Genomic DNA, 24195 nt, shown 5'->3' on the forward strand with positions numbered 1-24195 from the left:
AGCCGGGTCTCGTGACGCCGTCGCTCGTTCCTCGCGACGGCTCCTCGACCACCGATGTCAGTCGGTGCCGAAGTCCCATCCCCCACCCTGGGCATACCGGCGCAGGATCCGACCGGCGACGGACTGGATGTGGACCTCGTCGGGGCCGTCGTAGACCCGGGCGAAGCGGGCGGCACGGTACATCCGCGAGAGCGGCGTGTCGTCGGTGAGGCCCTCGGCGCCGTGGACCTGGAGGGCGCGGTCGACGACGTTGTGCAGCATCCGGGCTCCGGCGACCTTCACGGCGCCGATCTCGATGCGGGCCTGGTCGCCGGCGTCCATCTTCTCGGCAGCGGCGAGGGTCATCATCCGGGCGGACTGGATCTCGGTCCAGGAGTCGAAGACGTGCTGCTGCATCAGCTGCTTCTCGGCGAGGAGCGAGCCGTGGGCCCGGCGGGAGTTGAGGCGCTCGCACATCAGGTCGAAGGCCCGCTGCGCCTGACCGAGCCAGCGCATCGCGTGGAAGATGCGGCCCGGACCGAGCCGCTCCTGCGCGATGCGGAAGCCGGCGCCGCGCGGGCCGAGGGTGTTGCCGAGCGGCACCCGCACGTCCTCGTAGGCGACCTCGCAATGGTCGGAGACCATCCCGAGGACGGGGGTGTCGCGGACGATCCGGTAGCCCGGGTCGTCGGTCGGCACGATGATCAGGGAGAACGACTCGTGGATCGGCGCATCGGTCTCGGTGCGCACCATGACCGTCGTGTAGCGGGCGTTCTGGGCGCCGGTGGTGAACCACTTGCGACCGTTGATCACCCACTCGTCGCCGTCCACGACGGCGGAGGTCTGCAGCTGGGTCGGGTCGGAGCCGGCGATGCCGGGCTCGGTCATGGCGAAGCTCGGCCAGAACTCAGCCCGGACGATCGGCTCGAGGTAGCGCTCGCGCCATTCGGGCGTGGCATGCCGGTCGAGCATGAGCGAGTCCTGGAGGGTGAACGTGCCGAGGGCGATCTGGCCGAACTCGCTGCGTCCCTGGATCTCGTTGACGTGCACGTAGTCGAGGAAGGGCAGGCCCCCGCCGCCGAGGTGCTCGGGGTGGCCGATCGCCCACAGGCCGGCGTCCCGCGCCTGCTGCTGCAGCCCGGCCATGGCCGTGACCGCCTCCGGTCCGCCGGCGTGCAGCACGTCCTCGGCCGGCTCCACGAGCTCGACCATGAACTCGCGGACGCGGGCGCGCAGCTTCTCGAGGTGGGCGTCGTCGCTCATGTCGTCTCCAGGTAGCGCGGGTTGCTGACACGGACCTTCTGCTCGGCCCAGTCGGCCAGGGCCGCGACCAGCTCGGGGAAGCGCGGATCGTCCTCGTCCATGCCGGCGGCCAGCGCGGCCAGCGCCGCGTTGTCCCGTACGCCGAGCGCCGCAAGTCGATCGCGGTGGACCGCCTCGTCCTCGGCAGCGGCGGCGAGCTGTCGCGCGACGGTCGTGAGGACGTTGCTGGCGACCCGGCGGTGCAGCCGGTCCCGGCCGGCGTCGGGCGGCGGGTGGTCGAGGTACTCCCTGACCGCGTCGATGAGCTCGATCGGGTCGGGCCGGTCGTGCACGGACACGGCCGTCGAGGTCACTGCGGCACCGACGTGGCCGCGCCGACGTCGTAGGCCTCGGCCCCCTCCGGCGCGGCGACCTCGACGATCGGCTCGGGCCGGTCGTCGAACTCGGTGCGCAGCGCCTTGCTCATCACGGCGTGCATCTCGTAGAGCGCGGTGATGTAGGTCAGCTCGAGGATCTCCTCGTCGCTGAGATGACGACGCAGCGCCTCGAAGACCTCGTCGGCGACCCGTCCGCCGTCATAGACGAGTCCGTCGGTGTAGGCGAGCACGGTCCGCTCGACCTCGTCGAAGAGCGGGGAGACCTGCCAGCCGGCGACGGCCTCGATCTTCTCCTCGCTGACGCCGAGCGCGCGCAGCGACTTGCAGTGCTGCGAGAACACGAACTGGCTGCCACGAGCCCAGCCGGCCCGGGTCTGCCCGAGCTCGCGCAGCACCGGGTCGAGGAAGCGCTTCTCGGAGCGATAGACGCCGAAGCCCTGGACCGCGTGCTCGAGGATGTCGGGCACGAGCGCGAACACCGTCCACCAGTCGCCGGGGGTGCCGGCCTCCGTGCCGGGCTCGGCGACGGGGTCGCGGTCCTTGCCGAAGAGGAAGTCGTACATGACGCGCACGATCTTCGCGTTGTCGTCCGCACGCGGGACCTGGCGCAGCCGCGGCATCTCAGGCCTCCGCCGCGACGGCGTCCGCCGCCGTCCGTGGCGTCAGGTGGGCCTCGTCGGGACCGATTTCCCGGGTCCACGCGGCGAACTCGAGCAGGATGCCGTCGGGATCGACGAAGTAGAGCGAGCGGATGTAGACACCCGGGTGCATCTCGGCGGCGACCGTCCACGGGCTGTCGTCGTGGTTGAGGATGAAGCCGGTGCGCACCCCGGCGGCCTCGAGCTTCGCCTTGTAGTCGTCGAAGCGGTCCTCGGGGATGGTGAACGCGACGTGGTTCATCGACGCGATCGCGCTGAGGATCTCGCCGTGACCGGGCATGTCGGCGGCCGAGGCGATGCCCGGGGCCGGCGGCGGCGCGTCCGGGAACCAGAAGAACGCGAGGTAGGTGCCGGGTGCGACCTCGAAGAAGAAGTGCTGGCCGCCGTTCTCGGGGAGCTCGACGGTCTTGACCAGGGGCAGGCCCAGCAGGCCCTGGTAGAAGTCGACGGTCCGCTGCATGTCGGAGCAGACCAGGGCGAGGTGGCAGAAGCCGCTGATCTGGAAGGGGCGCTCGTCGGTCACGTCAGTCATCGCAAGGACCTCTCACTTCGCGTTGCGCCGCGCGCGCTCTTCGTAGGCGGCGCGCGCAGCCGGGTCGGCGTGGGCGAGGACGTCACCGGCGTCGCTGAGCTTGCCCATCGCGTCCTGCACCTTGCGCGGCAGGGCGAGCGTCAGCTTGGTGGGACCCTGGGCCCAGCGCGGCACCCACACCTCGGCCTTGGGCTTGCGGACGACGCTCTCGATCACGGCGGCGACGTCGTCGGCGCTCACCGGCGGCACTCCCTTGGCGGGGGGTACGCCGGCCGAGAGCTCCGTCTGCACGACGGCCGGCAGCACGACGGACACGTCGACACCGTGGGGGCCGAGCTCGGCACGGGTGGCCTCGCTGAAGCCGACGACGGCGAACTTGGAGGCGGAGTAGGTCGCGCCGTCGGCGACCGCCATGCGGCCGACCGCCGAGGCGACGTTGACGATGTGGCCGTGGCCGCGCTCGACCATCCCGGGTGCGACGGCCTTGGTCCCGTTGATCGGGCCCAGTGAGTTGACGTTGAAGATCGCACGGGTGACCTCGTCGGTCTCCTTGAGCACCGAGCCGAGCGGCATGATCCCGGCGTTGTTGACGAGCACGTCCCACGGCCCGAGGTGGGAGACCTGGTCGAGGAACTCCCGCCACGACGCGGGGTCGGTGACGTCGAGCCGCGCGGCCGCGACGCGGTCGCCGAACGCGGCGGCGACCTCACCGGCCAGGTCGGGGTCGAGATCACCCACCGCGACCGATGCGCCCTGGCGGGCGAACCGCTCGACGGTCGCCTTGCCGATGCCGCGCGCACCGCCGGTGACGATGATGGACATTCCGCTGATCTGTCGGGTCATGGCTACCTCGGTCCGTTTCTGACATGGCGTCCTGTCAGTTTTGGCCGCAGGACTCCGTGTGTCAAGGGTCACAGGGCAACTTGTCGGCAGAACTGCCGATATCGCAGAGGTGTCGTTCCGGTGCAAGATGTGCGGCGTGAACGACGTGACCGACCCGTGGACCACTCCTCTCCCGGAGCTCGTCGACCTGCTCCAACTCACCACCCTCGACGAGGACCACTTCGAGGGCGGCCAGTCCCGGGCCTCCGTCGTGAGCAACCACGTCTTCGGCGGCCTGGTCGCCGCCCAGGCGGTCGTCGCCGCGACCCGCACCGTTCCGGACGCCCGCGCGATCCACTCGCTGCACACCTACTTCGTCCGCCCCGGCGACCCCCACGAGCCGATCACGTTCGTCGCCGAGCGGGTGCGCGACGGTCGCTCCGTCAGCCACCGACGGGTCAGCGCCCGTCAGCACGGCCGCGCGATCATGGAGATGTCGTGCTCCTTCACCGACCCCCGGCCGGGCGTCGAGCACCAGGTCTCGATGCCGGCCGCGCCGCCGCCGGAGTCCGTGCGCCCCGACACCGACGTGATCCGCGAGATCGGCGAGGTCACCTCGCCCTACGGCTCCTCACCCGATGCGTTCGACCTGCGCACCGTGGGTCTCGGCCCCGGCTGGTTCCGCACCCAGGCGCCCGTCGACCAGCCGACCCTGCAGTGGGTGCGCGCCGCCGGGCCCGTGCCGGACGACCCGGCGCTGCACGCTGCGCTGTTCACCTTCGCCAGCGACATGCGCATCCTTCACCCGGCCGTGCGCCCGCACGCCCGAGCGCTCTATGACGACGACGTGATCCCCGCGACCATCGACCACGCCGTGTGGTTCCACCGTCCGCCGCGGGTCGACGAGTGGATGCTGTGGGTCTACGACTCCCCGTGGGCAGGGAGCAGCCGCGCCCTGTGCCGCGCCAGCGTCCACACCCCCGACGGCGTGATGATCGCCAGCGCCGCCCAGGAGGGCCTCCTCCGGATCGGCTGAGGCCCTCCCGGCGGACGTCAGCCGTTGACGAGCGCCCGCACGGCCTTCCGGTCGGTCTTGCCGACGCTGGTGAGCGGCACGGCGTCGACGATCCGGACCTCGCGCGGGTACTTGTACTTCGCGAGCCGGGCTCGCGCGTACTCCTTCAGCTCCTCCGGGTCGGCCTCGTGCCCGGGGTGGAGCGCCACCACGGCGACGACCTCCTCGCCCGACTTCTCGTCCGGCACTCCGACCACGGCCGCCGCCGCGACGGCGTCGTGCTCGATGAGCGCGTCCTCGACGTCGCGGGGGAAGACGTTGAAGCCGCCCCGGATGATGAGGTCCTTGAGCCGGTCGACGACGTAGAGGAAGCCGTCCTCGTCGAGACGGCCCACGTCGCCGGTGTGCAGCCAGCCGTCGACCACCGTGCGAGCGGTGAGCTCGGGCTCGTTCCAGTAGCCGAGCATGACGCCCGGCCCAGCGACGCAGATCTCGCCCTCCTCACCGGTGGCGACGGGCTGTCCCAGCGGGTCGAGGATCGCGACCTGGACGTGCGGCGCCGGCTTACCGACGCTGCCCGCCCGGTTGTCGGTCACCGTCATCGCGGTGACGATCGCGCTCGCCTCGGTGCAGCCGTAGCCCTCGAGGATGGTGACGCCGAAGGCCTTCTCGACCTTCTCCCGCAGGTGCGGCAGCAGTGGAGCACCTCCCGAGCCGAAGGACTCCAGCGAGCTGAGGTCGTGGTCGGCGTAGGGCAGGTCGAGCAGCATCTGCATCATCGACGGCACGACCGGGCTGCTCTGCAGCCGGTGCTCCGCGACCAGCTCGAGCCAGCCCTGGGGGTCGAACCAGCGCTGCATCACCGACACGTGCTGACGCTCGGAGTGCAGCCCGGAGACCAGCACGTTGAGGCCGAAGGCGTGCGAGAGCGGGAGCGGCAGCAGCGACCGGGTGGCCGTCATGGTCTCGGCGACGAGGTTCATCCCGCGTCCTGCCTGCCACAACCCCTCGTGGCTGAGCATGACGCCCTTGGCGCGGCCGGTGGTGCCACCCGTGTAGAGCAACGCACGGAGGTCGTCGTCGGCGCGCGGGACGATCTCCCCCGGCTCGGCGGCCTCGAGGTCGGCGAAGGACGTCGCCTCGACGCCGTCCGGTACGTCGCCCACGACGATCAGCTGCAGGTCGAGCCCATCCGCGGACCCCTGGACCATCGGCACCAACTCGGGGCTGACGATCGCGACCTTGGCGCCCGAGTCCTCGAGGATGTGGCGCAGCTCGGGCGGCGTCTGCAGGAAGATCACCGGTGTCACGACCGCGCCGGCCCGCCAGATGGCGTGGTAGCCGACGAACACCTCCGGGGTGTTCATCGTCAGCACGATGACCCGGTCGCCGGGCGCGACACCGAGCGCCGTGAGGCCGCTGGCCGCGCGCCGCGCCCGGTCGAGGATCTGGCCGTTGGTGTGCCAGGCGCCCTCGAAGAAGAGCTGCTCGTAGTCGCCCACGCGCTCCAGCGACTGCTCGGCCAGCCGGGCGAGGTGGTGCTCGCCCATCGCGGCGCTCATCGGCCTGCTCCGGCGAGTGCGATCCGGGCGACCTCGTCGAACGCGGCGACGTCGTCGCCGAGGAGGAAGCGGTCGACCTTGGCCCGACGCCAGAACAGATGGGCGTCGTGCTCCCACGTGAAGCCGATGCCACCGTGCACCTGGATCAGCGTCTCCGCCGCACCCTCGAGCGCGACGGCGGCCTGGCCCTTGGCGGCCGCGGCGGCGAGCGGCAGCTCGTCCGGCGCGTGGTCCGCCGCCCAGGCGCCCCACCAGACGAGCGATCGCAGCTGCTCGACCGCGACATAGGCGTCGACGAGCGCATGCTTGACCGCCTGGTAGGAGCCGATCGGACGGCCGAAGGCGTGCCGCTCCTTGGTGTAGGCGATGCCCACCTCGACGGCGCGGGCCGCCGTGCCGAGTCCCTCCGCGGCGAGCACGACCTGACCGACCAGACGGGCGGTGCGCCACCGGTCGGCGGCGCCGGCTGCCACCACCTCGGTATCGCCGATCTCGACGTCGGCGAGGCCACGGGTGGCATCGATCGGGTCGCGGGTGGTGACGGTGCCGCTGCCGATCACGATGTCGTCACCGGCCAGGGTCAGGAAGCTGTCGGCGCCAACGGCGTCGAGGACCGGGCCGCCGTCGTGGATCGCCACGGCCAGGCTGCCGTCGGCCAGGGCCGCGAGCCGCGTGTCGTCGCCGTCGAGCAGCACGGCCGCCCGTGCGAACGTCACCAGTGACGGGCCCGCCAGGACACGGCCGGCCTGCTCGGCGACCACGGCGAGGTCCAGGACCGAGCCGCCCCCGCCGCCGGCGGACTCGGGGACGGTGATGGCGGCGAAGCCGCTCTTGACCAGCTCGACGCGTCCGGGCGCGATGGCCGCCCCGGCGTCGTCGAGGAGTCCCCGGGCCACGCCCGGGGAGGCGGATCCGCCGAGGAAGTCGGCGGCGGCAGCAGCGAGGTCGCGCTGCTCGGAATCGAGGTCGAAGTGCATGGGGGGTCTCCTCTCACGCGCCGGCGGCGGCGAGCTCGCGGTAGGTCTTGTCCTTGTCGGCGCGCGGCTCGGCCGGGAGGCCGAGCACCCGCTCGCCGATGATGTTCCGGAGCACCTCGTTGGTGCCGCCCGCGATCGCCATGCCGGGCAGCACGGCCTGCAGGGTCTGCCAGGTGTCGGTGCCGTCGGACTGCGCGGCATAGACGCCGTCGTCCCCGAGCAGTCGGACGGCGAGGTCGGCGAGGTCGCGCGCGGCCGTGGTGCCGGCGAGCTTGCCCGCCGACGCCTCCGGGCCCGGGAGGTTGCCCTGGCTGATGGCGGTGAGCAGGCGGTAGCCGGTGTAGCGCATCCCGAGGGAGGCGACGTACGCACGGCCGAAGTCCTGGCGCACGAGGGCCTGCCGCTCGTCGGGCAGCCCGACGATCCGGTCGGCGACGTGCTCGGCCATCCGCTCGATGCTGACGCCGATCTCGGTGCCGCCACCGCCGAGGGTCAGGCGCTCGCTCATCAGCGTGGTGAGGGCGGTGCGCCAACCGTCGCCGACGTCGCCGAGACGCTCGGAGTCCTTGATGACGACGTCGTCGAAGAAGACCTCGTTGAAGTCCGCACCGCCGCTCATCTGCTTGAGCGGACGGACCGTGACGCCGGGCGCCTTCATGTCGACGACGAACATCGTCAGACCGCGGTGCTTGGCGACGTCGGGGTCGGTGCGGGTCAGCAGGATGCCGTAGTCCGAGAGGTGGGCGAGCGTCGTCCAGACCTTCTGGCCGCTGATGTGCCAGTCACCCTGCTCGTCCTGCACGGCCTTGGTGCGCAGGGCGGCCAGGTCGCTGCCCGAGGCCGGCTCGCTGAACAGCTGGCACCAGATGTCGTCGCCGCGGAGCAGCCGCTTGAGGTAGCGGCTCTTCTGATCCTCGGAGCCGTGGTAGATCACGGTCGGACCGCACATGCCGATGCCGATCAGGTTGATCAGGCCGGGGACGCCGGCGCGCGCCATCTCCTGGTCGATGATCGCCTGCTGCATCGGCGTGCCACCGCGACCGCCCGCCTCGACGGGCCACGTCACGCCGACGTAGCCGGCGTCGTAGAGCAGCGCCTGGCGCTGCTTGGCGACCTCCGGGTCGAAGTCCAGGCGGGTCCCGCGGTCCCCCAGCTCGGCCTTGTGCTCGGTGAGGAAGCCTCGCACCTCGGCGCGCCAGGCGGCCTCATCGGGAGTGTCGTCGAAGTCCATCTCGGTCCCTTCTCGTAACCACGGCTCGGGGTGGTGCGTTGAAGGCTCACCACGTCGGATGTGAGCCGCACCACACCTTTGGCGACAGGGTCGCACGAAACTTATCGGCACTCAAGCATGGAAATGCCCGCCTGAAACAAGGAGTTCGCGACAACACTTGCGCGCAGTGGTGCAGAAAAGCGATAGTCGGTCCCGCGTGTGACGCAGGTTACAGACGAAGGTGAGGCATGGGGCTCGAACCGGAGGGTCAGCAGGGCAGCGGCGACACGTCCGCGCCAACGGTGCGACCACTCCCCGACTACGCCTCGATGGTGGTGGGCTACGAGCGCCCACGACCGCCCCGCGTGCCCCTCTCGGTCCGGGCAGGACGACTCCTCGACGAGATCGGTGCCCTCATCGCCTTCTCGGCCAAGACCCTCCGGCTCGTCTTCCAGCGTCCGTTCCAGACCCGCGAGTTCATCCAGCAGACCGACTTCATCGCCTCCGTCTCGGTCCTGCCCGCGATGCTGGTCTCGATCCCCTTCGGCGCCGTCATCGCCCTCCAGCTGGGCAACCTGACCCGGCAGCTGGGCGCCGAGAGCTTCACCGGAGCGGCCTCGGCGCTGGCCACCATCCGCGAGGCCTCCCCCATCGTCACGGCGCTCCTGCTCGCGGGCGCCGCCGGGACGGCGATCTGTGCCGACCTCGGCTCACGGACCATCCGCGAGGAGATCGACGCCCTCGAGGTCCTCGGCATCTCGACGATCCAGCGGCTCGTCGTGCCCCGCGTGCTCGGCTGCGTGGTGGTCGCGATGCTGCTCAACGGCCTCGTCAGCGTCGTCGGTGTCGTGGGCGGCTACGTCTTCAACGTCCTCGTCCAGGACGGCTCCCCCGGCGCCTTCGTGACCTCCTTCCGGACGATCGCCACGATGCAGGACCTGATCCTCGGTGAGGTGAAGGCAGCCATCTTCGGCGTGCTCACCGCGCTCGTGGCCTGCTACCGCGGACTGACCGTGAAGGGTGGCCCGAGGGCGGTCGGCGACGCCGTCAACCAGTCCGTCGTCATCGCCTTCGCCCTGCTCTTCGCCGTCAACTTCGTCATCACCTCCGTCTACCTCCAGTTCGCGGGGACCCACTGATGGCCGTCACCGACCGCTGGAGCGACCGTCTCGCGGCCCTCGGCCACCAGCTGCTGTTCTACGGCCGCTCGATCGCTGCCACCCCCTCGGCGTTCCGGCACCACCGCCGCGAGGTCTGGCGCCTCCTGGGCGAGGCATCCTTCGGCACCGGCGCCCTCGCCGTCATCGGCGGCACCTTCGGCATCATCCTGCTGCTCTCGTTCTTCACCGGCACCGAGGTCGGCCTGCAGGGCTTCACCGGCCTGGACAACATCGGCGCCTCGGTGTTCACCGGCTTCATCTCTGCCTACTTCAACACCCGCGAGATCGCCCCGATCGTCGCCGGCATCTCCCTGTCCGCGACCCTGGGCGCCGGCTTCACCGGCCAGCTCGGCGCGATGCGGATCGCGGAGGAGATCGACGCGCTCGAGTCGATGGCGATCCCGCCGATCCCCTACCTCGTCACCACCCGGGTCGTCGCAGGGATGATCGCCGTCGTCCCGCTCTATCTGGCCGGGTTGTTCTCGTCGTACTTCGCGACCCGGCTGATCGTCACCGGCACCTTCGGTCAGTCGACCGGCTCCTACGACCACTACTTCCACCTGTTCCTGCCGCCACTCGACGTGCTGCTGTCACTGGTGAAGGCGCTGATCTTCGCGGTCATCGTGATCCTGGTGCACTGCTACTACGGCTTCACCGCCTCCGGCGGGCCGGGCGGCGTGGGCGTGGCCGTCGGCCGCGCGGTGCGCGCCGCGATCGTGCTGGTCACGGTCAGCGACTTCTTCATCTCGCTGGCGTTCTGGGGCGCCACCGACACCGTGAGGATCGCCGGATGACCCGCTCCTCGCGGCCCTCGCCGTACCACGACGAAGCGCCGGGCGGCGGCACCCTGGCCAAGCTCTACACCCGTCGCAGCCTGCACCTGCTCGGGATCCTTGCGATCGGCATCGTGATCAGCCTGCTGGCTCTGTCGGTCGCCGTGTTCACCCACGCCTTCAGCGATCCCGCCGAGATCCGCCTCGACGTCGACCGGGCCGGCTCGCAGCTCGCCGAGGGCGCCGACGTGAAGCTCAACGGCATCGTCGTGGGCCGGGTGAGCGCGATCGAGTCGATCAGCGGTGGCACCGGTGCCGAGCTCACCCTCGCCATCGACCGCGACCGGCTGGACCTGATCCCGGCCAACATCACGGCGCAGGTGATCCCGAAGACCATCTTCGGCGAGAAGTACGTCGACCTCGGGCTGCCCCGCGAGCCGGTCGCCACGCGCCTGGCAGACGGCGACGTCATCGAGCGCGACCGGAGCTCGGTGGCGATCGAGACGAGCACGGTGCTCAACAACCTCGCGCCCCTGCTCAACGCGGTCCAGCCGGCCGACCTCAGCACCACCCTGACCGCGATCGCGACCGCGGTGCAGGGTCGGGGCGAGCTGCTCGGACAGACGATCACCGACAGCCAGGCCTTCACCGGCCAGCTGCGTCCGAGCATCCCGGCGGTGGTCGACAACGCGGCGCTGATCGCCGAGGTCTCCGACTCCTACCTCGTCGCCACCGACCCGCTGCTGGCGGCGCTCGACCAGGTCGGCACGACGGCCCGCACCCTGACCGCGCACGAACGCGACCTCCAGCAGCTGCTGGTCGGGACCGGCGACTTCGCCGACGTCACCCGGGGCTTCGTGGACGCGGTGGGCGAGACGGCGATCGACGTCGTCGAGGTGAGCCGGCCGGTGCTCGCGATGCTGAAGAAGTACTCCCCCGAGATCGCGTGCTTCGTGCGCGGCGTGGTCCGGGCCAAGGAGCGGCTCGACGCGGTCTTCGCCGCCGGCCCCTACCTCAAGGCGCGGCTCTACGTCTCGGTGAGTCGCGGCATGTACGAGCCCGGCGTCGACAGCCCGAAGGACATCGACCTCAGCGCCTACGGCCCCTACTGTCCGGTGCTCCCGAAGGGCGACCAGCTGACGGACCCGTGGCCCGACGTGCCCAAGGAGCTCGACCAGCTGCGCGGCGTCGCCAGCCCGCTCAACCACCTCGACGGCATCCCCGGCCAGCCCTCGACCGGCGACGGCTACGACGTCGGCGAGCTCCTCAACCTCGTCCTGGGTGGGGTGCTCGGATGAGCTATCAGCGTTCGCTCTTCCGCGTGACGGTCTTCGCCGTCGTGACCGTGCTGCTGACCGCGTTCCTCGCCCGCACGATCCAGGGTCACCAGGACGGCGGAGCCCCGACCTACACGGCCGTCTTCGCCGACGCCACCCAGCTCAAGGCGGGCGACGACGTCCGGCTGGCGGGCGTGACCGTCGGACGCGTGCAGTCGGTCGAGCTGACCGACGACGCCCGGGCCGAGGTGCGCTTCTCGACCGACGACAGCGTCACGCTGACGTCGACGAGCACCGCGACGATCCGCTACCGCAACCTCATCGGTGACCGCTACGTCGCCCTCGACGTCCCGGTCGGCCGCGGCGACGACCTGCGGCCGGGCGACACCATCCCGCTCGAGCAGACCACCCCGGCCCTCGACCTGACGGCCGTCTTCAACGGGTTCAAGCCGCTCTTCGCCGGGCTGGACGCCGAGTCGATCAACTCGCTCTCGCTCTCGCTCGTCCGCGCGCTGCAGGGCGAGGGCGGCACCATCGCCTCCCTGCTCTCCGGCACCGGGTCACTCGGTCACGCGATCGCCGAGCGTGACGCCGTCATCGGCGACCTCGTCACCGACCTGACCACCGTGCTCACCTCCCTCAACGGACAGAGCGCTCCGTTCAACCGTCTGGTCACCCACCTGCGTGACCTCTCCGGGGGGCTCGCCGAGGACCGCACCCTCATCGTCGACGCACTCGCCGGCATCGACGGGCTCGCGCTCGCGACCGACGAGCTGCTGTCCCGCGCCCGGCCCGGACTCAAGGGCACGGTGAAGGGCCTGCGCTCGACCGTCCAGCGCCTCGACGACCACCAGGACAAGCTGATCGAGAAGCTCGACCTGCTGCCGGTCAAGCTCAACGCGATCATGCGGGCGGCGCAGTACGGCTCCTGGTTCCAGTTCTTCAACTGCGGCCTCGGCGCCGAGGTCGACCTGCTCGGCGACGCGCCCCCACTGGTGGTTCCTCCGACCGGACCCGAGACGGAGATCTGCGGAGCATGAGCGCCTACACACCCACCCGCCACGTGCGCCTCATCGGCGTCGTCACCGTCGTGCTGTGCGTGCTGATGCTGACGGTCTCCTTCCGGCTCTCGACCCTCGGCACGCTCTTCTCCGGCGGCGGCTACACGCTGCAGGCCGAGTTCACCGACGCCTCCGGCATCGCGCCGGGCGACCCGGTGCGCGTCGCCGGGCTCGTGGTCGGCGAGGTCGAGGAGATCCGCGTGGTGCGTGACCACGCCCTGGTCGACCTGAGGATCACCGACGACGTGCAGCTCGGCGAGCGGACCTCGGCCCGGCTCAGCCTCGACACGCTCCTCGGCCAGCACAGCCTCGTCCTCACGCCGGCAGGCCCGGGCGAGCTGGCGGCCGACAGCACCATCCCGCTCGACCGCACCACCACGCCGTTCGGCGTCACCGACGCACTGCTGCAGGTCGGCGCCGAGCTGGAGCCGATCGACACCGAGGCGCTGACCAGCGCGATCCGCACCGTCAGCGGTGCCCTCGATCCCGCCGCACCGGAGGTACGCACGGCGGCCACCGGCCTGTCCGAACTGGCGCGGGTCGTCAGCAGCCGCGAGGAGCAGGTCCAGGACCTCTTCGAGGAGACCGCGCAGATCGCGACCACCCTCGGCCAGCGCAGCGAGGACATCGTCACGCTCATCGACAACAGCGCCCTCATCTTCGCCACCCTGTCCCAGCGCCAGGCGACCATCACCCGGCTGGTGCGGACGACCGGCGACCTCGCCGCGACCGTCGGCGCGGTGATCCGGGAGAACCAGGGCCAGTTGGAGCCGGCGCTCAAGGACCTGCGCTCGGTGCTCGGCGTGCTGCGCGACCACCAGGACGATCTCGACGAGTCGCTGCGGCTGCTGGCGCCCTACCTGCGCTACTTCGTCAACCTCACCGGCAACGGCCGCTGGTTCGACGGCACCTTCGCGGGGCTCGTCCCCCTCCACTTCACCACCTATCTCCCGGAGGGACTGCGATGACCCGGCGGCCGGTGAGGATCGTGGCCCTGGTCGCCCTGGTGGCCGTGATGGGTGGCGCGATCTGGTGGGTGCAGTCCCACCGGCACGAGACGATCACCGTCACCGCGACCTTCCCGAGCACGGTCGGGCTCTATCCCGGCGACGACGTCCGCGTGGTCGGCGTACCGATGGGCACGATCACCGAGATCACTCCCCGCGGCGGATCGGTCGACGTCGAGATGGAGCTCGACGCCGACACGCCGGTCGCCGCCGACACCGCCGCCGTGATCGTGCCGCCGGGCCTGCTCAGCAGCCGCTACGTCCAGCTCACCGAGCCCTGGCTCGACGGCGACCGGCTCGCCGACGGCGACACCATCGGGATCGAGCGCACCGCGGCGCCCCTCGAGCTCGACGACGTGACCGCCCAGCTCGACGGGTTCCTCGAGGCCCTCGGTCCCCAGGGCGGCAACGCCGACGGCTCGCTCGGGCGCCTGGTCGAAGCTGCGGACACCGCGCTCGCCGGCAACGGCGCGACGCTGCGCCAGACCCTTGCCGACCTCGCCGACGCCCTCGACACCGTCGGCACCAGCCGGGGCGACATCGTCACGACGATCGAGCAGCTGCAGACCTTCGTCACCTCGCTCGCGGGCAGCGACGCCGCCATCCGCGGGCTCGAGCGTGACCTCGGCTCGTTCACCACCACCCTCGCCGGGCAGCGGGACCAGCTGCGCACGACGATCGACAGCATCGCCACCACGGTCAAGGCCGTGAACCGCTTCGTCCGCTCCACGCGCGGCGACCTGACGGCCAACGTCCGGCTGCTCAAGCGCCTGTCGACGACCCTGGTGGACCGCCAGCGCGACCTCATGGAGATCGCCGACCTCGGCTCCCCCAGCATCCAGGCGATCTTCGGGGCGGCCAACCTCACCACGGGCGTCCTCGACGCCCGGGTCAACCTCACGCCGTTGCTGACCTATGCCGGAACGACCCTCTGCGAGATCCTCGAGGGCGCTGCCCTCAGCGTGCTGTGCCCCTCCGACGTACCGCCTCCGCCGACGGGTGAGGACCACTGATGGCCGGGTTGAGCGGGCGGACCCGCACCCTGCTGACGACGGTCATCATCGTGGTGGCAGCCGGCGCGCTCGTCGTCCTCTCCCTGGGGGCGCTGCCCGACGTCACCCGCTCGCGCCTGCCCGGGGCAGCGGGCGGCAGCGACACCTATCCGGTCCAGGCGCGCTTCCGCGACGCCCTCGACCTCGTGCCCAACTCCTCCGTCCGGCTCGCCGACGTCCCCGTCGGTCGGGTCTCCTCCATCGAGGTCGAGCAGGACGGCGACCGCTACGTCGCCGTGGCGCACCTCGAGATCGACGAGGCCTACGAGCTGCCCGATCGCACGGTCGCCACCATCCGGAGCACCAGCCTCCTCGGTGAGAAGTACGTCGCTCTCGTCGCGCCCGACGCGGGCGAGTCCACGCTGCGGGAGTCCGGCGTCATCCCGGTCTCACGCACCACCCAGGACGTCGAGGTCGAGCAGCTGCTCGCCTCGATCGGCGCGCTCCTCAACGGGGGCGGGCTGCAGCAGCTGAGCACGATCACGCGCGAGTTCGAGGCCGGACTGTCGGGCCGGGAGACGGACGTGAAGGCGCTGCTGGGCGACCTCGACGCGATCGTCAACGGACTCGACGCCGGCCGACCCGCACTCGTGGCGGCGCTGGAGAGCACGCAACGCCTCAGCACGGCGCTGGCGGCGCAGCACGAGGTGCTCGCCCAGGCGGTCCGCGACCTCGATCCGGCCACCGGCGTCCTCGCCCGCCAGCAGCGCCAGCTCACCCGGGCCCTGCGCCGCCTCCAGCGACTCGGCGACCGCGCCACCGGCCTGATCCGGCGCGCCACCGACGCCACCGTCACCGACCTCGAGGCGCTGGCACCCGTGCTGCGCGAGGTCGGCAAGGTGGCCCACCTCATCCCGGAGAACGTCACGCTGCTCGTCACCTATCCGTTCGCCGACACCTCGGTCCCGGCCTTCAGCGGCGCCTACGGCGCGGTCAAGGGCAGCGTCGCGATCAACCTGCAGCAGCTGCTGCTGGCCGTCACGCCGGTCGCCGACGACTCCGGCGAGCCCTTCACCCCCACGGCAGGCGAGGCGGGCGAGGACCCGGCCGGCGTACTGGTCGCCGAGACACCGGCGCCGCCACTCGTCGGTGTCGTCGACATCGTCGGCGACCTGCTGACCCTGCTGCTCCCGAGGGACGGGGGTGAGGGCCGATGAACCTCGTGCACCGCATCCGGATCGGCGTGTTCGCCGTCGTCGCCGTCGCGTCGATCATCTTCGCCGGCGTGCAATACATCGGCGTCCCCGAGCGCTACCTCGGCCAGTCCTACGAGATCGCCGTCAACCTCCCCGAGTCCGGCGGCATCTTCCCCAACGCCGAGGTGACCCTGCGCGGCGTCCCGATCGGGCGGGTGACCTCCCTCGAGCTCACCCCTGACGGGGTGCGGGCGTACCTCCGCCTGGAGAAGGACATCCGGATCCCCGAGGACACCCTGGTCAAGGTCGCGCACCTGTCCGCCGTCGGCGAGCAGTACGTCGACCTGATCCCGCCTTCCGACGAGGGTCCCTATCTCGCGGACGGCGACGCCCTGCCGGTCTCCGCGGCGACCACGCCGCTGAAGGTCACCTCGCTGCTGGTCCACCTCGACCAGCTCGCCACGAGCATCGGCAAGCCGGCGCTGCGGCGGGTCGTCCGCGAGCTGGGCGACGCCTTCGACCGCAGCGGCCAGGACCTCGCCACCGTCCTGGTCCGTGCCCGTGAGCTCAGCGCCACCTTCGCCGAGGTGCAGCCCACCACCGACCGGCTGCTCGAGGACGGCCGGACGGTGCTGGCCACGCAGCGCGACCTCGACCCCGAGCTGCAACAGCTGACCCGCGGGCTCGACGACCTGACCGAGACGATCGCCGACATGGACCCGCAGATCGCGTCGATCCTGTCCGAGGCCCCCGCCACCCTGACCGAGGTCAGCAGCCTGCTGAGCGACAACCAGGCCAACGTGTCGGTGCTGCTGGGCAACCTGCTGTCGGTCACCGAGATCCTCGCCGAGCCGATCAGGCTGCGGGGCCTCAACACCCAGCTCGTGCTGCTGCCGCGCATCATCCAGGGCACCTTCAACATCCAGCCCGGCGACGGCTATGCGCGGCTCGGCGCCGTCATCGACACCACCCAGGCGGTGTGCACCCGCGGCTACGAGTCGAGCGGCACGCCTCCGACGCAGGGCACGAAGCTCAGCGAGGTGGCGGGCAACCCGTCCTACCGCGCCAACCTCAACGCCTTCTGCGCCGAGCCGGTCAGCAGCGGCATCGGCGTCCGCGGGGCCGCGCACGTGCCGCGGCCCGCGGGCGACGACACGGCCCGCGTCATCGCGCGCCCCAACCCGCGGGGCTTCGGCCCGGGCTCGTCCTTCACCAACGAGGCGGGCGAGGACGAAGTGTCGCCGGCCGCTGGGCAGCCCGTGAGCCCGTCGTCGACGCGGATGCTGCCCCCGAGCGACCTGGCCGGCCTGCTGATCAAGGAGGATCTGCGATGACCGCACCCGCCACCACGATCGTCCGGAAGGAGGCAGTCGTGTCCGAGGAAGCCCCTGTCCGCCGTGAGCCGCCGCGCTGGCTCGAGCCCGCTGTCGCGCTCATCGCACTGTCGGCGATCGCCGGCGCCGTGTGGACCGGGCTCTCGGTCCGTGCCGAGCGCGCCGAGGACAAGGCCGAGCGCACCGCCCTGGCCACCGGACGCGAGGCCGCCGTGGCCTTCACCTCCTACGACCACCAGCACCTCGACGAGGACCTCGCCCGGGTGACCGACATGTCGACCGGCGACTTCCGCGAGCAGTTCACCGCCGCCCTCGGCACGCTCACCGCCGCGATCGAGGAGGCACAGGGCGTCTCGGTCGGCGAGGTGACCGACGCCGGCATCGTGCGAGCCGACGACGCCAGCGCGGTCGTGATGGCCGCCGTCGACGCGACCGTCACCAACACCTCCACGAAGCAGCCCTCGCTGCGGCGCTACCGGCTCCAGATCACCCTGACGCGCGACGGCGACGGCTGGTTGATCTCCGACATCAGCCCGGTGAGCTGATGAGTGCCGTGCAGCGGTCCCGACCGCTCCTCATCGCCCTGGTCGCGCTCACCGTGGTCGCGGTCGCAGCGATCGTCGCCGGCCAGCTCTGGCTGCGTGGCCAGAGCAGCGAGGACGATCGGGCGAAGGACATCCGCGCGGTCGCCGACCGCGCCGTGACGGCCGTCCTCTCCTACGACTACCGGCGGCTCGACGCAGGCGCGGCCGACGCAGAGAAGCTGCTGACCGGCGACGCGAAGACGCAGTACGCCGAGGTGCAGGCACCGATCGCGCGGACCGCACCGAAGCTCGAGGCGGTCGTCACGGCCGACGTGAAGTCGATGACCGTCCTCGAGCACGACGATGACTCCGCACGCGTCCTGCTCTTCGTCGACCAGCTCTCCAGCAGCACCAAGCTCACCGAGCCGCAGCTCGACCAGAGCCGTGTCGTCGTCACCCTGACCCGCTCGGGATCCAGCTGGCTGGTCTCCACGCTCGCGGCCGTCTGAGGAAGGGAGCCCCCACCATGAGCACTCCCGCAACGACGCCGCCGCGGCGTCGTACGCAGGCAGAGCGGCGGGCCGCCACCCGCGGCGCGCTGCTGGACGCCACGATCGACGTCCTCGTCGACAACGGCTACGCCGGGCTCACGACGACGGCGGTCTGCGAGCGCGCCGGCGTGACCCGTGGCGCGCAGGCGCACTACTTCGCCACCAAGGCCGAGCTGGTGGTGCAGGCACTGAGCCACCTCACCGATCAGCTGGTCGAGGAGCTGGTCTCCAAGCCGCTCAACATCGCCGACGGTCCCGCGGCGCAGTACGAGGTGCTGCTCAACCGGCTGTGGGAGATCTTCAGCGGGCCGGTGTCAGCAGCACAGATGGAGCTCTTCACCGCCGCGCGCACCGACGCCGAGCTCCGGCGCGACCTGGTGCAGTTCGACCACACCGTGATGGTGACCCTCGCCGCGGCCAGTCAGAAGGTCGCCCCGGAGCTGTCGGCGCGCGCCGAATTCGCGCCCGCGATGACCACGGCCGTCGCCACCATCCGCGGGCTGCGGATGCTGCGAGCGGTCGCCAGCGAGCGCGCCGTACGACGACTCTGGCCCACCGCGCGCGACCAGCTCCTCAGCGGCTTGCAGCTCTAGCGCACGCGCAGCTTCCGCAGCAGCGCGAGCTGCTTGTTGCCCATGGCGACGAACTTCTCGAGGGCCTGACCGGGCGGCGGACCGACGGGACCGATGAGGGAGGCCGCGATCGTCTGCGACTCGGTGAACTTCCGGATCCCCTCGCCACCGTGGCGGCGGCCGAGGCCGCTGTCGCCCATGCCGCCCATCCCGGCCTCGACCGAGCCGGCGGCGACGGCGGCGCCGTCGTTGATGTTGACCGATCCGGCGCGGATCCGGCGGGCCAGGGCATCGGCGCCCTTGAGGTCCTTGCTGAACACCGACGCGGACAGTCCGGCCGTGCCCTGGTTGGCGATCCGCAGCGCGTCCTCGTCGTCGGTCGCGCGATAGAGCGCGATCACCGGCCCGAAGGTCTCGCCGAGGCAGAGGTCCATCTCCTCGTTCACGTCCTCGAGCACGGTCGGCGCATAGACGTAGGGGCCGATCTCCGGCAGCGCTCGACCGCCGGCCAGCACCGTCGCGCCCTTCGCGACGGCGTCGGCGACGTGAGCGCCGACCTTGTCGAGCTGGGCCTGCGAGGCGAGCGAGCCGACGTCGGCTCCGAAGTCGAAGGTCTGGGCGACCTTCTGCGAGCTGGTGGCCGCCAGCAGCGCCTCCCGGAAGTCGTCATAGACGTCGGTGTGCGCGATGACGCGCTCGATGTGGATGCACATCTGGCCCGTGTTGGCGAAGGCCGCGAGGGCCGTGCCCCGCGCCGCGACCTCGAGGTCGGCGTCGGCCCGGACGATGAGCGGGTTCTTGCCGCCGAGCTCGAGCGAGGCGCCGATCAGCCGGCCGGCCGCGCGCTGGGCGACGATCCGTCCGGTGGCCGTCGATCCGGTGAAGGCGACGTAGTCGACGTGGTCGACGAGGGCCTCACCGATCTCGGCGCCCGGCCCGGCAACGATCGACCACACGTGCTCCGGCAGGCCGGCCTCGGCCATCAGCGCCCGCGCCCACAGCAGCGTCAGCGGGGTCTGCGGGTCGGCCTTGCCGAGCACGGCGTTACCGGCGAGCAGCGCCGGGATGGCGTCACCGACGCCGAGGTAGAAGGGGTAGTTCCACGGCGAGATGATGCCGACCACGCCACGCGGGACCCGCACCTCACGCACCCGGGTGAGACCCGGGACGGCGCCGCGGACCTTGTGGTCGGCAAGGTAGGAAGCCGCCTGCTTCGCGTAGTGCCGCGCGATGTTGGCGACCTGCAGCACCTCCTGCCACGCGTGGAAGCGGGCCTTGCCCATCTCCCACTGGATGAGGTCCATGACCTCGTCCTGGCGCTCGACGAGCAGGTCGTGGAAGCGCAGCACCACCTCGGCGCGCGCGGCGACGCTCAGATCGGCCCACGCCGGCTGGGCCGCGCGGGCGGCGGTGACGGCCCCGGCCACGTCCTCGGGCGTGCAGCACGGGACGGGCACGGTCGGCCGGGCGTCGTACGGCGCGGTGGCGGTGAGCGTCGCGGCGTCGTCCGCCGCGGGCAACCACCGCAGCCAGGACGCGATCCGTGCGTCGCTCACCCAGGTCGGGCGCAGGCCGCTGGCGGCCTGCTGCGTCTCCTGCCCGGTCTCCTGCTGGGTCTCCTGCAAGGCGGTCATCGGTTGCTCCCGGTGCGGACGAGGTTGATGGGCTGGCCGTCCTTGGGGAACGGCAACGAGTGGTTGTCGAGCGGCGCGACGTAGCCGGGATCGACGGTCCAGCGGTAGTTGCGCAGCAGCCGGTGCATGATCGACTTGACCTCCATGCCGGCGAAGTAGAGCCCGATGCACTTGTGCACGCCACCGCCGAAGGGCTCCCACGCATAGCGGTGTGACTTGTCCTCGCGACGCTCGGAACTGAAGCGGTCGGGGTCGAAGACGAACGGGTTGGTCCAGTAGTCCTCCATCAGGTGCGACCACTGCACGCAGATCATGACGTCGGTCTCGGCGGGGATCCGCACGCCCTGCACGACGGTGTCCTTGACCGTGTGCCGCGAGAGCATCGGCACCGGGGCGCGCAGCCGCAGCGCCTCCTTCATGACGAGGTCGAGGCTCGTCATCGACTCGGTCTCCTCGAGCGTCGGTGCGTCGCCGAACGCCAGGGCCTCCTCGCGGCAGCGCTCCTGCCACTCGGGGTGCTGGCCGAGGTACTGCAGCATCGTCGAGGCCGTGATCGTGGAGGTGTCGTGGGCGGCCATCATCAGGAAGATCATGTGGTTGACGACGTCGTCGTCGGTGAAGCGCTCGCCCTCGTCGGTCTCGATGTGGCAGAGCACCGAGAAGATGTCGTCGGTGCGGGTGGCGCGCTTGGCCGGCAGGTAGTGGCGCAGGAAGTCCTCGAGCACCTTGCGCCCGCGGTAGGCGCGACCCCACCGCGTCATCGGCACGTCGGCGCGGACGATCCCCGCGGCGGCCTGCACGCAGGCGATGAAGGCAGTGTTGACCTTGTCCATCTGGGCGCGTGAGGTGTCGGCGGCGCCGCCCATGAAGATGTCGGCGGCGATGTCGAGGGTGAGTTGCTTCAGCCGGGGGTAGGTCGGGAAGGCCGCGTCGCTGTCCCACCCGGCCATGCCGTCGGCGATCGCCGGGTGCATCGCGGAGGTGTAGTTGAGCAGCCGGTCGCGAGTGAACGCCTCCTGCATGATGCGCCGATGGGCGTGGTGCTCCTCGAAGTCCATGAGCATGAGGCCGCGGTTGAAGAACGGTCCGACGATCTGACCCCACGCCGGCTCGTTGGCGAAGGCCTTGTCCTTGTTGCGGAAGGCCTCCTCGCACGCGTCCGGCCCGAGCAGCATCACGGCATTGGTGGTGAAGGCGTTGAACGGGGCGACCGGGCCGTAGGTCTCCCACTGGTGCCGCATCAGGTCCACCGGGCTCTTCGCGTAGTCGAAGATCCGGCCGAACAGCGGCAGCCCCTTGTCGGTGGGCAGGAGCTCCGGCACCGGCCGGGCCTCCTGGAGCGACACGGTCCCGGCCTTGCGGCGCGGGGCGCTGACGGGCGGCGGCGTTGCGGTGGCCTGGCTCATCGATCCTCCTGGATGTGACGTGCGTCATGATCAGGATGCTTCTGACAGAGCATCCTGTCAACCTTGTGTGAGAGGGTGATGCCATGGCGGTCCAATCCGGTGTCTATCGCGGCCTGAGCGCCGCGGAGCGGGTCACCGAGCGCCGCGCCCGCCTGCTCGACGCCGCCCTCGAGGTCTGGGCCGACGCCGAGCAGCGCACCACCATGACGGCGATCTGCAACGCCGCCGGGCTCACCGAGCGCTACTTCTACGAGAGCTTCAAGGGCCTCGACGACGCGCTGCGCGCGGTCATGGACCAGATCGCGGCCGAGATCGAGGAGGTCACCGACGCCGCCGCCGACGCGGCCGGGCCGGACCCGGTCGCCCAGGCCACCGCCGTCCTCACCTCGTTCGTCGAGCTCCTCCGCGACGACCCCCGCAAGGGCCGTGTCGCCATCATCGAGGCCGGCGCGATGCCCGAGCTGCGCGGGCGTCGTACGGAGATCCTGCGGGACTTCGCCCATCGCTCCGCCGTCGAGGCGCGCGACCGGATGGGCCTCCCCCACCGCAGCGAGCACGAGGAGGAGATGGCCGGCCTGCTCTTCATCGGCGGCATGGCCGAGCTCGTCACCGCCTGGCTCGACGGCGCCATGCAGGCGACGCCCGAGCAGCTCATCGACGCCGCGAGCCGCAGCTTCCTCGCGCTCTACGCCTGAGCTCGACGCAGCGCCGCCCGCGCAGCCGTCCTGACGTCCGTGGTCAACGCGTCGAGCCCGACGCTCGGCAGCCGCCAGCGCTGCCAGAAGAGCTGCACGTCGACCGGGGTCGTGCCGGGCATCCGGACCAGCTCTCCACGCTCGATCTCGGGAACGAGCTGCGACTCCGGGACCATCCCCCAGCCCAGGCCGGCGCGGATCGCCTCGAGGAAGTCGGGGGTGCTGGGGATGCGGTGCACGACCTTCGGCCGCGGCCGGCCGCGCTGGGCCAGGACGTCGTCCTGGAGCCGGTCCTTCTCGTTGAAGACCAGCATCGGGACCCGCTGCCAGTCGACGCGGTTGCCGCGACGGTGGGCTGCCAGCAGGTCGGGCGCGGCGGCAGCGCGGTAGCGCATCGCGCCGAGCGGCTCGACCGAGCAGCCCTGGACGGGCCTCGGCTCGGCCGTCACGGCAGCCAGGACCTCGCCGCGGCGGAGCAGCTCGTGCGAGTGCCCCTCGTCCTCGACGGACAGTCGGAGCGCGATGTCGGGGCGCCGCGCGACGTCGGCGAAGACCGGCCTGAACCACGTGGCCAGGGAGTCGGCGTTGACGGCGACGGCCAGCTCCACGACGTCCACCTCGCCGAGGTCGGCGCCGGCCTCGGCGATGAGCGTGCGCAGCTGTTGGGCGAGCCGCAGCAGCGGCAGGCCGGCCTCCGTCGCCTGCGCGGGCAGCGTCCGTCGTACGAGCACCTGGCCGGCGGCCCCCTCAAGCGCCCGTATCCGCTGGCTCACCGCGCTGGGCGTGAGGTTGAGTCGCCGCGCAGCGCCGTCGAACGTGCCTTCCTCGACGATGACGAGGAGGGTCTCCAGCTGTGCCGGGTCGAACCTCATCCGTCGAGTGAAGCACTCCTTCACTCAGATGAGAATCTTTCGCTGGTCTGAACCGTGGTGACTACCTAGCGTGGTCCTGTGATCGCACCCATCGGCGCCGGCTTCGTCACCGGCGGCTCACTGATCGTCGCCATCGGCGCGCAGAACGCCTACGTGCTGCGTCAGGGCCTGACCCGACAGCACACCGGCGCCGTCGTCGCCGTCTGCGCGATCTCCGACATCGTCCTCATCGCCGCCGGCGTCGCCGGGGTCGGCACGCTCGTCGAGCGTTCCGGCTGGCTGGTCGAGTTCGTCACCTGGCTCGGCGTCTGCTTCCTCCTCGCCTACGCCGCCAGCGCCGTACGTCGCGCCCTCCGCCCGGGATCACTGACGGCCGACGGGCCGGTGCTGGCCGAGGAGGCCCGCGGCCCTGTGCTCGCTCGCGCCGCCGCCCTGACCTGGCTCAACCCGCACGTCTACCTCGACACGGTTCTCCTCATCGGATCGATCGCCGCCACCCACGCCGCGACGGACGGGGCCGTCGGCGGCCGCTGGCTCTTCGCCCTCGGTGCCTGCGCCGCCAGCGTCGTGTGGTTCGCCAGCCTCGGCTTCGGCGCCCGCCGCCTCTCCCCCCTGCTCTCCCGTCCACGATCGTGGCAGGTGCTCGAGCTCGTCGTCGCGGCAACGATGGTGCTGGTGGCCGCGAAGCTGGCGCTGGGCTGAAGGGGGCTTCCTCCGCCCCTCGCTGGTCGAGTGGCCGCCCCGC

At 71.3% G+C, this 24195-nt stretch carries 25 protein-coding genes; 14 read left to right on the forward strand and 11 right to left on the reverse strand.

The window, feature by feature from the left end:
- Positions 1-57: 57 nt before the first annotated feature.
- From E9934_RS18800 to E9934_RS18820, 5 genes are read right to left on the reverse strand one after another with little or no spacing between them, the layout of a single operon-like run.
- Positions 58-1242 carry an acyl-CoA dehydrogenase family protein gene (locus E9934_RS18800; protein ID WP_136564438.1) on the reverse strand — a complete coding sequence of 395 codons (1185 nt, stop codon included), beginning with the start codon at positions 1240-1242 and terminating at the stop codon, positions 58-60.
- Positions 1239-1595, reverse strand: a complete 357-nt coding sequence (locus tag E9934_RS18805; protein ID WP_136564439.1) for a DUF6285 domain-containing protein — start codon at positions 1593-1595, stop codon at positions 1239-1241. The genes E9934_RS18800 and E9934_RS18805 overlap by 4 nt, the downstream gene beginning before the upstream one ends.
- Positions 1592-2239 carry a carboxymuconolactone decarboxylase family protein gene (locus E9934_RS18810; protein WP_136564440.1) on the reverse strand — a complete coding sequence of 216 codons (648 nt, stop codon included), beginning with the start codon at positions 2237-2239 and terminating at the stop codon, positions 1592-1594. The genes E9934_RS18805 and E9934_RS18810 overlap by 4 nt, the downstream gene beginning before the upstream one ends.
- A 1-nt stretch (position 2240) precedes the next feature.
- Entirely contained in the window at positions 2241-2810 is a 570-nt protein-coding gene (locus E9934_RS18815; protein ID WP_136564441.1) for a VOC family protein, read from the reverse strand.
- Positions 2811-2822: 12 nt separating this feature from the next.
- Entirely contained in the window at positions 2823-3653 is an 831-nt protein-coding gene (locus E9934_RS18820) for an SDR family oxidoreductase (protein WP_136564442.1), read from the reverse strand.
- Between the two features lie 136 nt (positions 3654-3789).
- Here E9934_RS18820 and E9934_RS18825 point away from each other — a divergent pair, with 136 nt between their 5' ends.
- Positions 3790-4668, forward strand: a complete 879-nt coding sequence (locus E9934_RS18825; protein ID WP_158295069.1) for an acyl-CoA thioesterase — start codon at positions 3790-3792, stop codon at positions 4666-4668.
- Between the two features lie 17 nt (positions 4669-4685).
- Here E9934_RS18825 and E9934_RS18830 read toward each other — a convergent pair whose 3' ends face one another.
- From E9934_RS18830 to E9934_RS18840, 3 genes are read right to left on the reverse strand one after another with little or no spacing between them, the layout of a single operon-like run.
- On the reverse strand, positions 4686-6209 hold the full coding sequence (locus E9934_RS18830) for a class I adenylate-forming enzyme family protein (protein ID WP_136564444.1): 1524 nt from the start codon (positions 6207-6209) through the stop codon (positions 4686-4688).
- A complete protein-coding gene (locus E9934_RS18835; protein WP_136564445.1) occupies positions 6206-7186 on the reverse strand; it encodes an acyl-CoA dehydrogenase family protein in 981 nt (326 codons plus the stop codon). Before E9934_RS18835 ends, E9934_RS18830 begins: the two co-directional genes overlap by 4 nt.
- Positions 7187-7199: 13 nt before the next feature.
- Positions 7200-8417 carry an acyl-CoA dehydrogenase family protein gene (locus E9934_RS18840; protein ID WP_136564446.1) on the reverse strand — a complete coding sequence of 406 codons (1218 nt, stop codon included), beginning with the start codon at positions 8415-8417 and terminating at the stop codon, positions 7200-7202.
- Between the two features lie 227 nt (positions 8418-8644).
- Here E9934_RS18840 and E9934_RS18845 point away from each other — a divergent pair, with 227 nt between their 5' ends.
- From E9934_RS18845 to E9934_RS18895, 11 genes are read left to right on the forward strand one after another with little or no spacing between them, the layout of a single operon-like run.
- Positions 8645-9535: an MlaE family ABC transporter permease gene (locus E9934_RS18845; RefSeq protein WP_238695055.1), complete on the forward strand. Its 891-nt coding sequence runs from the start codon at positions 8645-8647 to the stop codon at positions 9533-9535.
- The gene (locus E9934_RS18850) at positions 9535-10350 is read left to right on the forward strand and encodes an MlaE family ABC transporter permease (RefSeq protein WP_136564447.1); all 816 of its coding nucleotides are present in this window, start codon (positions 9535-9537) and stop codon (positions 10348-10350) included. The genes E9934_RS18845 and E9934_RS18850 overlap by 1 nt, the downstream gene beginning before the upstream one ends.
- Positions 10347-11627: an MCE family protein gene (locus E9934_RS18855; RefSeq protein ID WP_136564448.1), complete on the forward strand. Its 1281-nt coding sequence runs from the start codon at positions 10347-10349 to the stop codon at positions 11625-11627. Before E9934_RS18850 ends, E9934_RS18855 begins: the two co-directional genes overlap by 4 nt.
- On the forward strand, positions 11624-12646 hold the full coding sequence (locus tag E9934_RS18860; protein WP_136564449.1) for an MCE family protein: 1023 nt from the start codon (positions 11624-11626) through the stop codon (positions 12644-12646). Before E9934_RS18855 ends, E9934_RS18860 begins: the two co-directional genes overlap by 4 nt.
- Positions 12643-13635: an MCE family protein gene (locus tag E9934_RS18865; protein ID WP_136564450.1), complete on the forward strand. Its 993-nt coding sequence runs from the start codon at positions 12643-12645 to the stop codon at positions 13633-13635. Before E9934_RS18860 ends, E9934_RS18865 begins: the two co-directional genes overlap by 4 nt.
- Positions 13632-14687 carry an MCE family protein gene (locus tag E9934_RS18870; RefSeq protein WP_136564451.1) on the forward strand — a complete coding sequence of 352 codons (1056 nt, stop codon included), beginning with the start codon at positions 13632-13634 and terminating at the stop codon, positions 14685-14687. The genes E9934_RS18865 and E9934_RS18870 overlap by 4 nt, the downstream gene beginning before the upstream one ends.
- The gene (locus tag E9934_RS18875; protein WP_136564452.1) at positions 14687-15883 is read left to right on the forward strand and encodes an MCE family protein; all 1197 of its coding nucleotides are present in this window, start codon (positions 14687-14689) and stop codon (positions 15881-15883) included. The genes E9934_RS18870 and E9934_RS18875 overlap by 1 nt, the downstream gene beginning before the upstream one ends.
- Positions 15880-17196, forward strand: coding sequence for an MCE family protein (locus tag E9934_RS18880; RefSeq protein ID WP_136564453.1), 1317 nt, complete (start codon positions 15880-15882; stop codon positions 17194-17196). Before E9934_RS18875 ends, E9934_RS18880 begins: the two co-directional genes overlap by 4 nt.
- The gene (locus E9934_RS18885; protein WP_136564454.1) at positions 17193-17741 is read left to right on the forward strand and encodes a hypothetical protein; all 549 of its coding nucleotides are present in this window, start codon (positions 17193-17195) and stop codon (positions 17739-17741) included. Before E9934_RS18880 ends, E9934_RS18885 begins: the two co-directional genes overlap by 4 nt.
- Positions 17741-18229, forward strand: coding sequence for a hypothetical protein (locus E9934_RS18890; protein ID WP_136564455.1), 489 nt, complete (start codon positions 17741-17743; stop codon positions 18227-18229). The genes E9934_RS18885 and E9934_RS18890 overlap by 1 nt, the downstream gene beginning before the upstream one ends.
- A gap of 17 nt (positions 18230-18246) precedes the next feature.
- On the forward strand, positions 18247-18864 hold the full coding sequence (locus E9934_RS18895; protein ID WP_136564456.1) for a TetR/AcrR family transcriptional regulator: 618 nt from the start codon (positions 18247-18249) through the stop codon (positions 18862-18864).
- Here the strand turns inward: E9934_RS18895 and E9934_RS18900 are convergent.
- Complete coding sequence (locus E9934_RS18900) at positions 18861-20477, reverse strand: succinic semialdehyde dehydrogenase (RefSeq protein ID WP_136564457.1); 1617 nt, start codon at positions 20475-20477, stop codon at positions 18861-18863. The genes E9934_RS18895 and E9934_RS18900 overlap by 4 nt on opposite strands.
- On the reverse strand, positions 20474-21883 hold the full coding sequence (locus E9934_RS18905; protein ID WP_136564458.1) for a cytochrome P450: 1410 nt from the start codon (positions 21881-21883) through the stop codon (positions 20474-20476). Before E9934_RS18905 ends, E9934_RS18900 begins: the two co-directional genes overlap by 4 nt.
- Positions 21884-21966: 83 nt before the next feature.
- On the opposite strand from E9934_RS18905, the gene E9934_RS18910 reads away from it, so the two are divergent.
- The gene (locus tag E9934_RS18910; RefSeq protein WP_136564459.1) at positions 21967-22578 is read left to right on the forward strand and encodes a TetR/AcrR family transcriptional regulator; all 612 of its coding nucleotides are present in this window, start codon (positions 21967-21969) and stop codon (positions 22576-22578) included.
- Here E9934_RS18910 and E9934_RS18915 read toward each other — a convergent pair.
- Positions 22569-23450 carry a LysR family transcriptional regulator ArgP gene (locus E9934_RS18915; RefSeq protein ID WP_136564460.1) on the reverse strand — a complete coding sequence of 294 codons (882 nt, stop codon included), beginning with the start codon at positions 23448-23450 and terminating at the stop codon, positions 22569-22571. The genes E9934_RS18910 and E9934_RS18915 overlap by 10 nt on opposite strands.
- Before the next feature lie 78 nt (positions 23451-23528).
- On the opposite strand from E9934_RS18915, the gene E9934_RS18920 reads away from it, so the two are divergent.
- Positions 23529-24152, forward strand: a complete 624-nt coding sequence (locus E9934_RS18920; protein WP_136564461.1) for a LysE/ArgO family amino acid transporter — start codon at positions 23529-23531, stop codon at positions 24150-24152.
- Positions 24153-24195 lie beyond the last annotated feature (43 nt).

Source organism: Nocardioides caeni (genome assembly GCF_004912195.1).
In the GTDB taxonomy this organism is placed as follows: domain Bacteria; phylum Actinomycetota; class Actinomycetes; order Propionibacteriales; family Nocardioidaceae; genus Nocardioides; species Nocardioides caeni.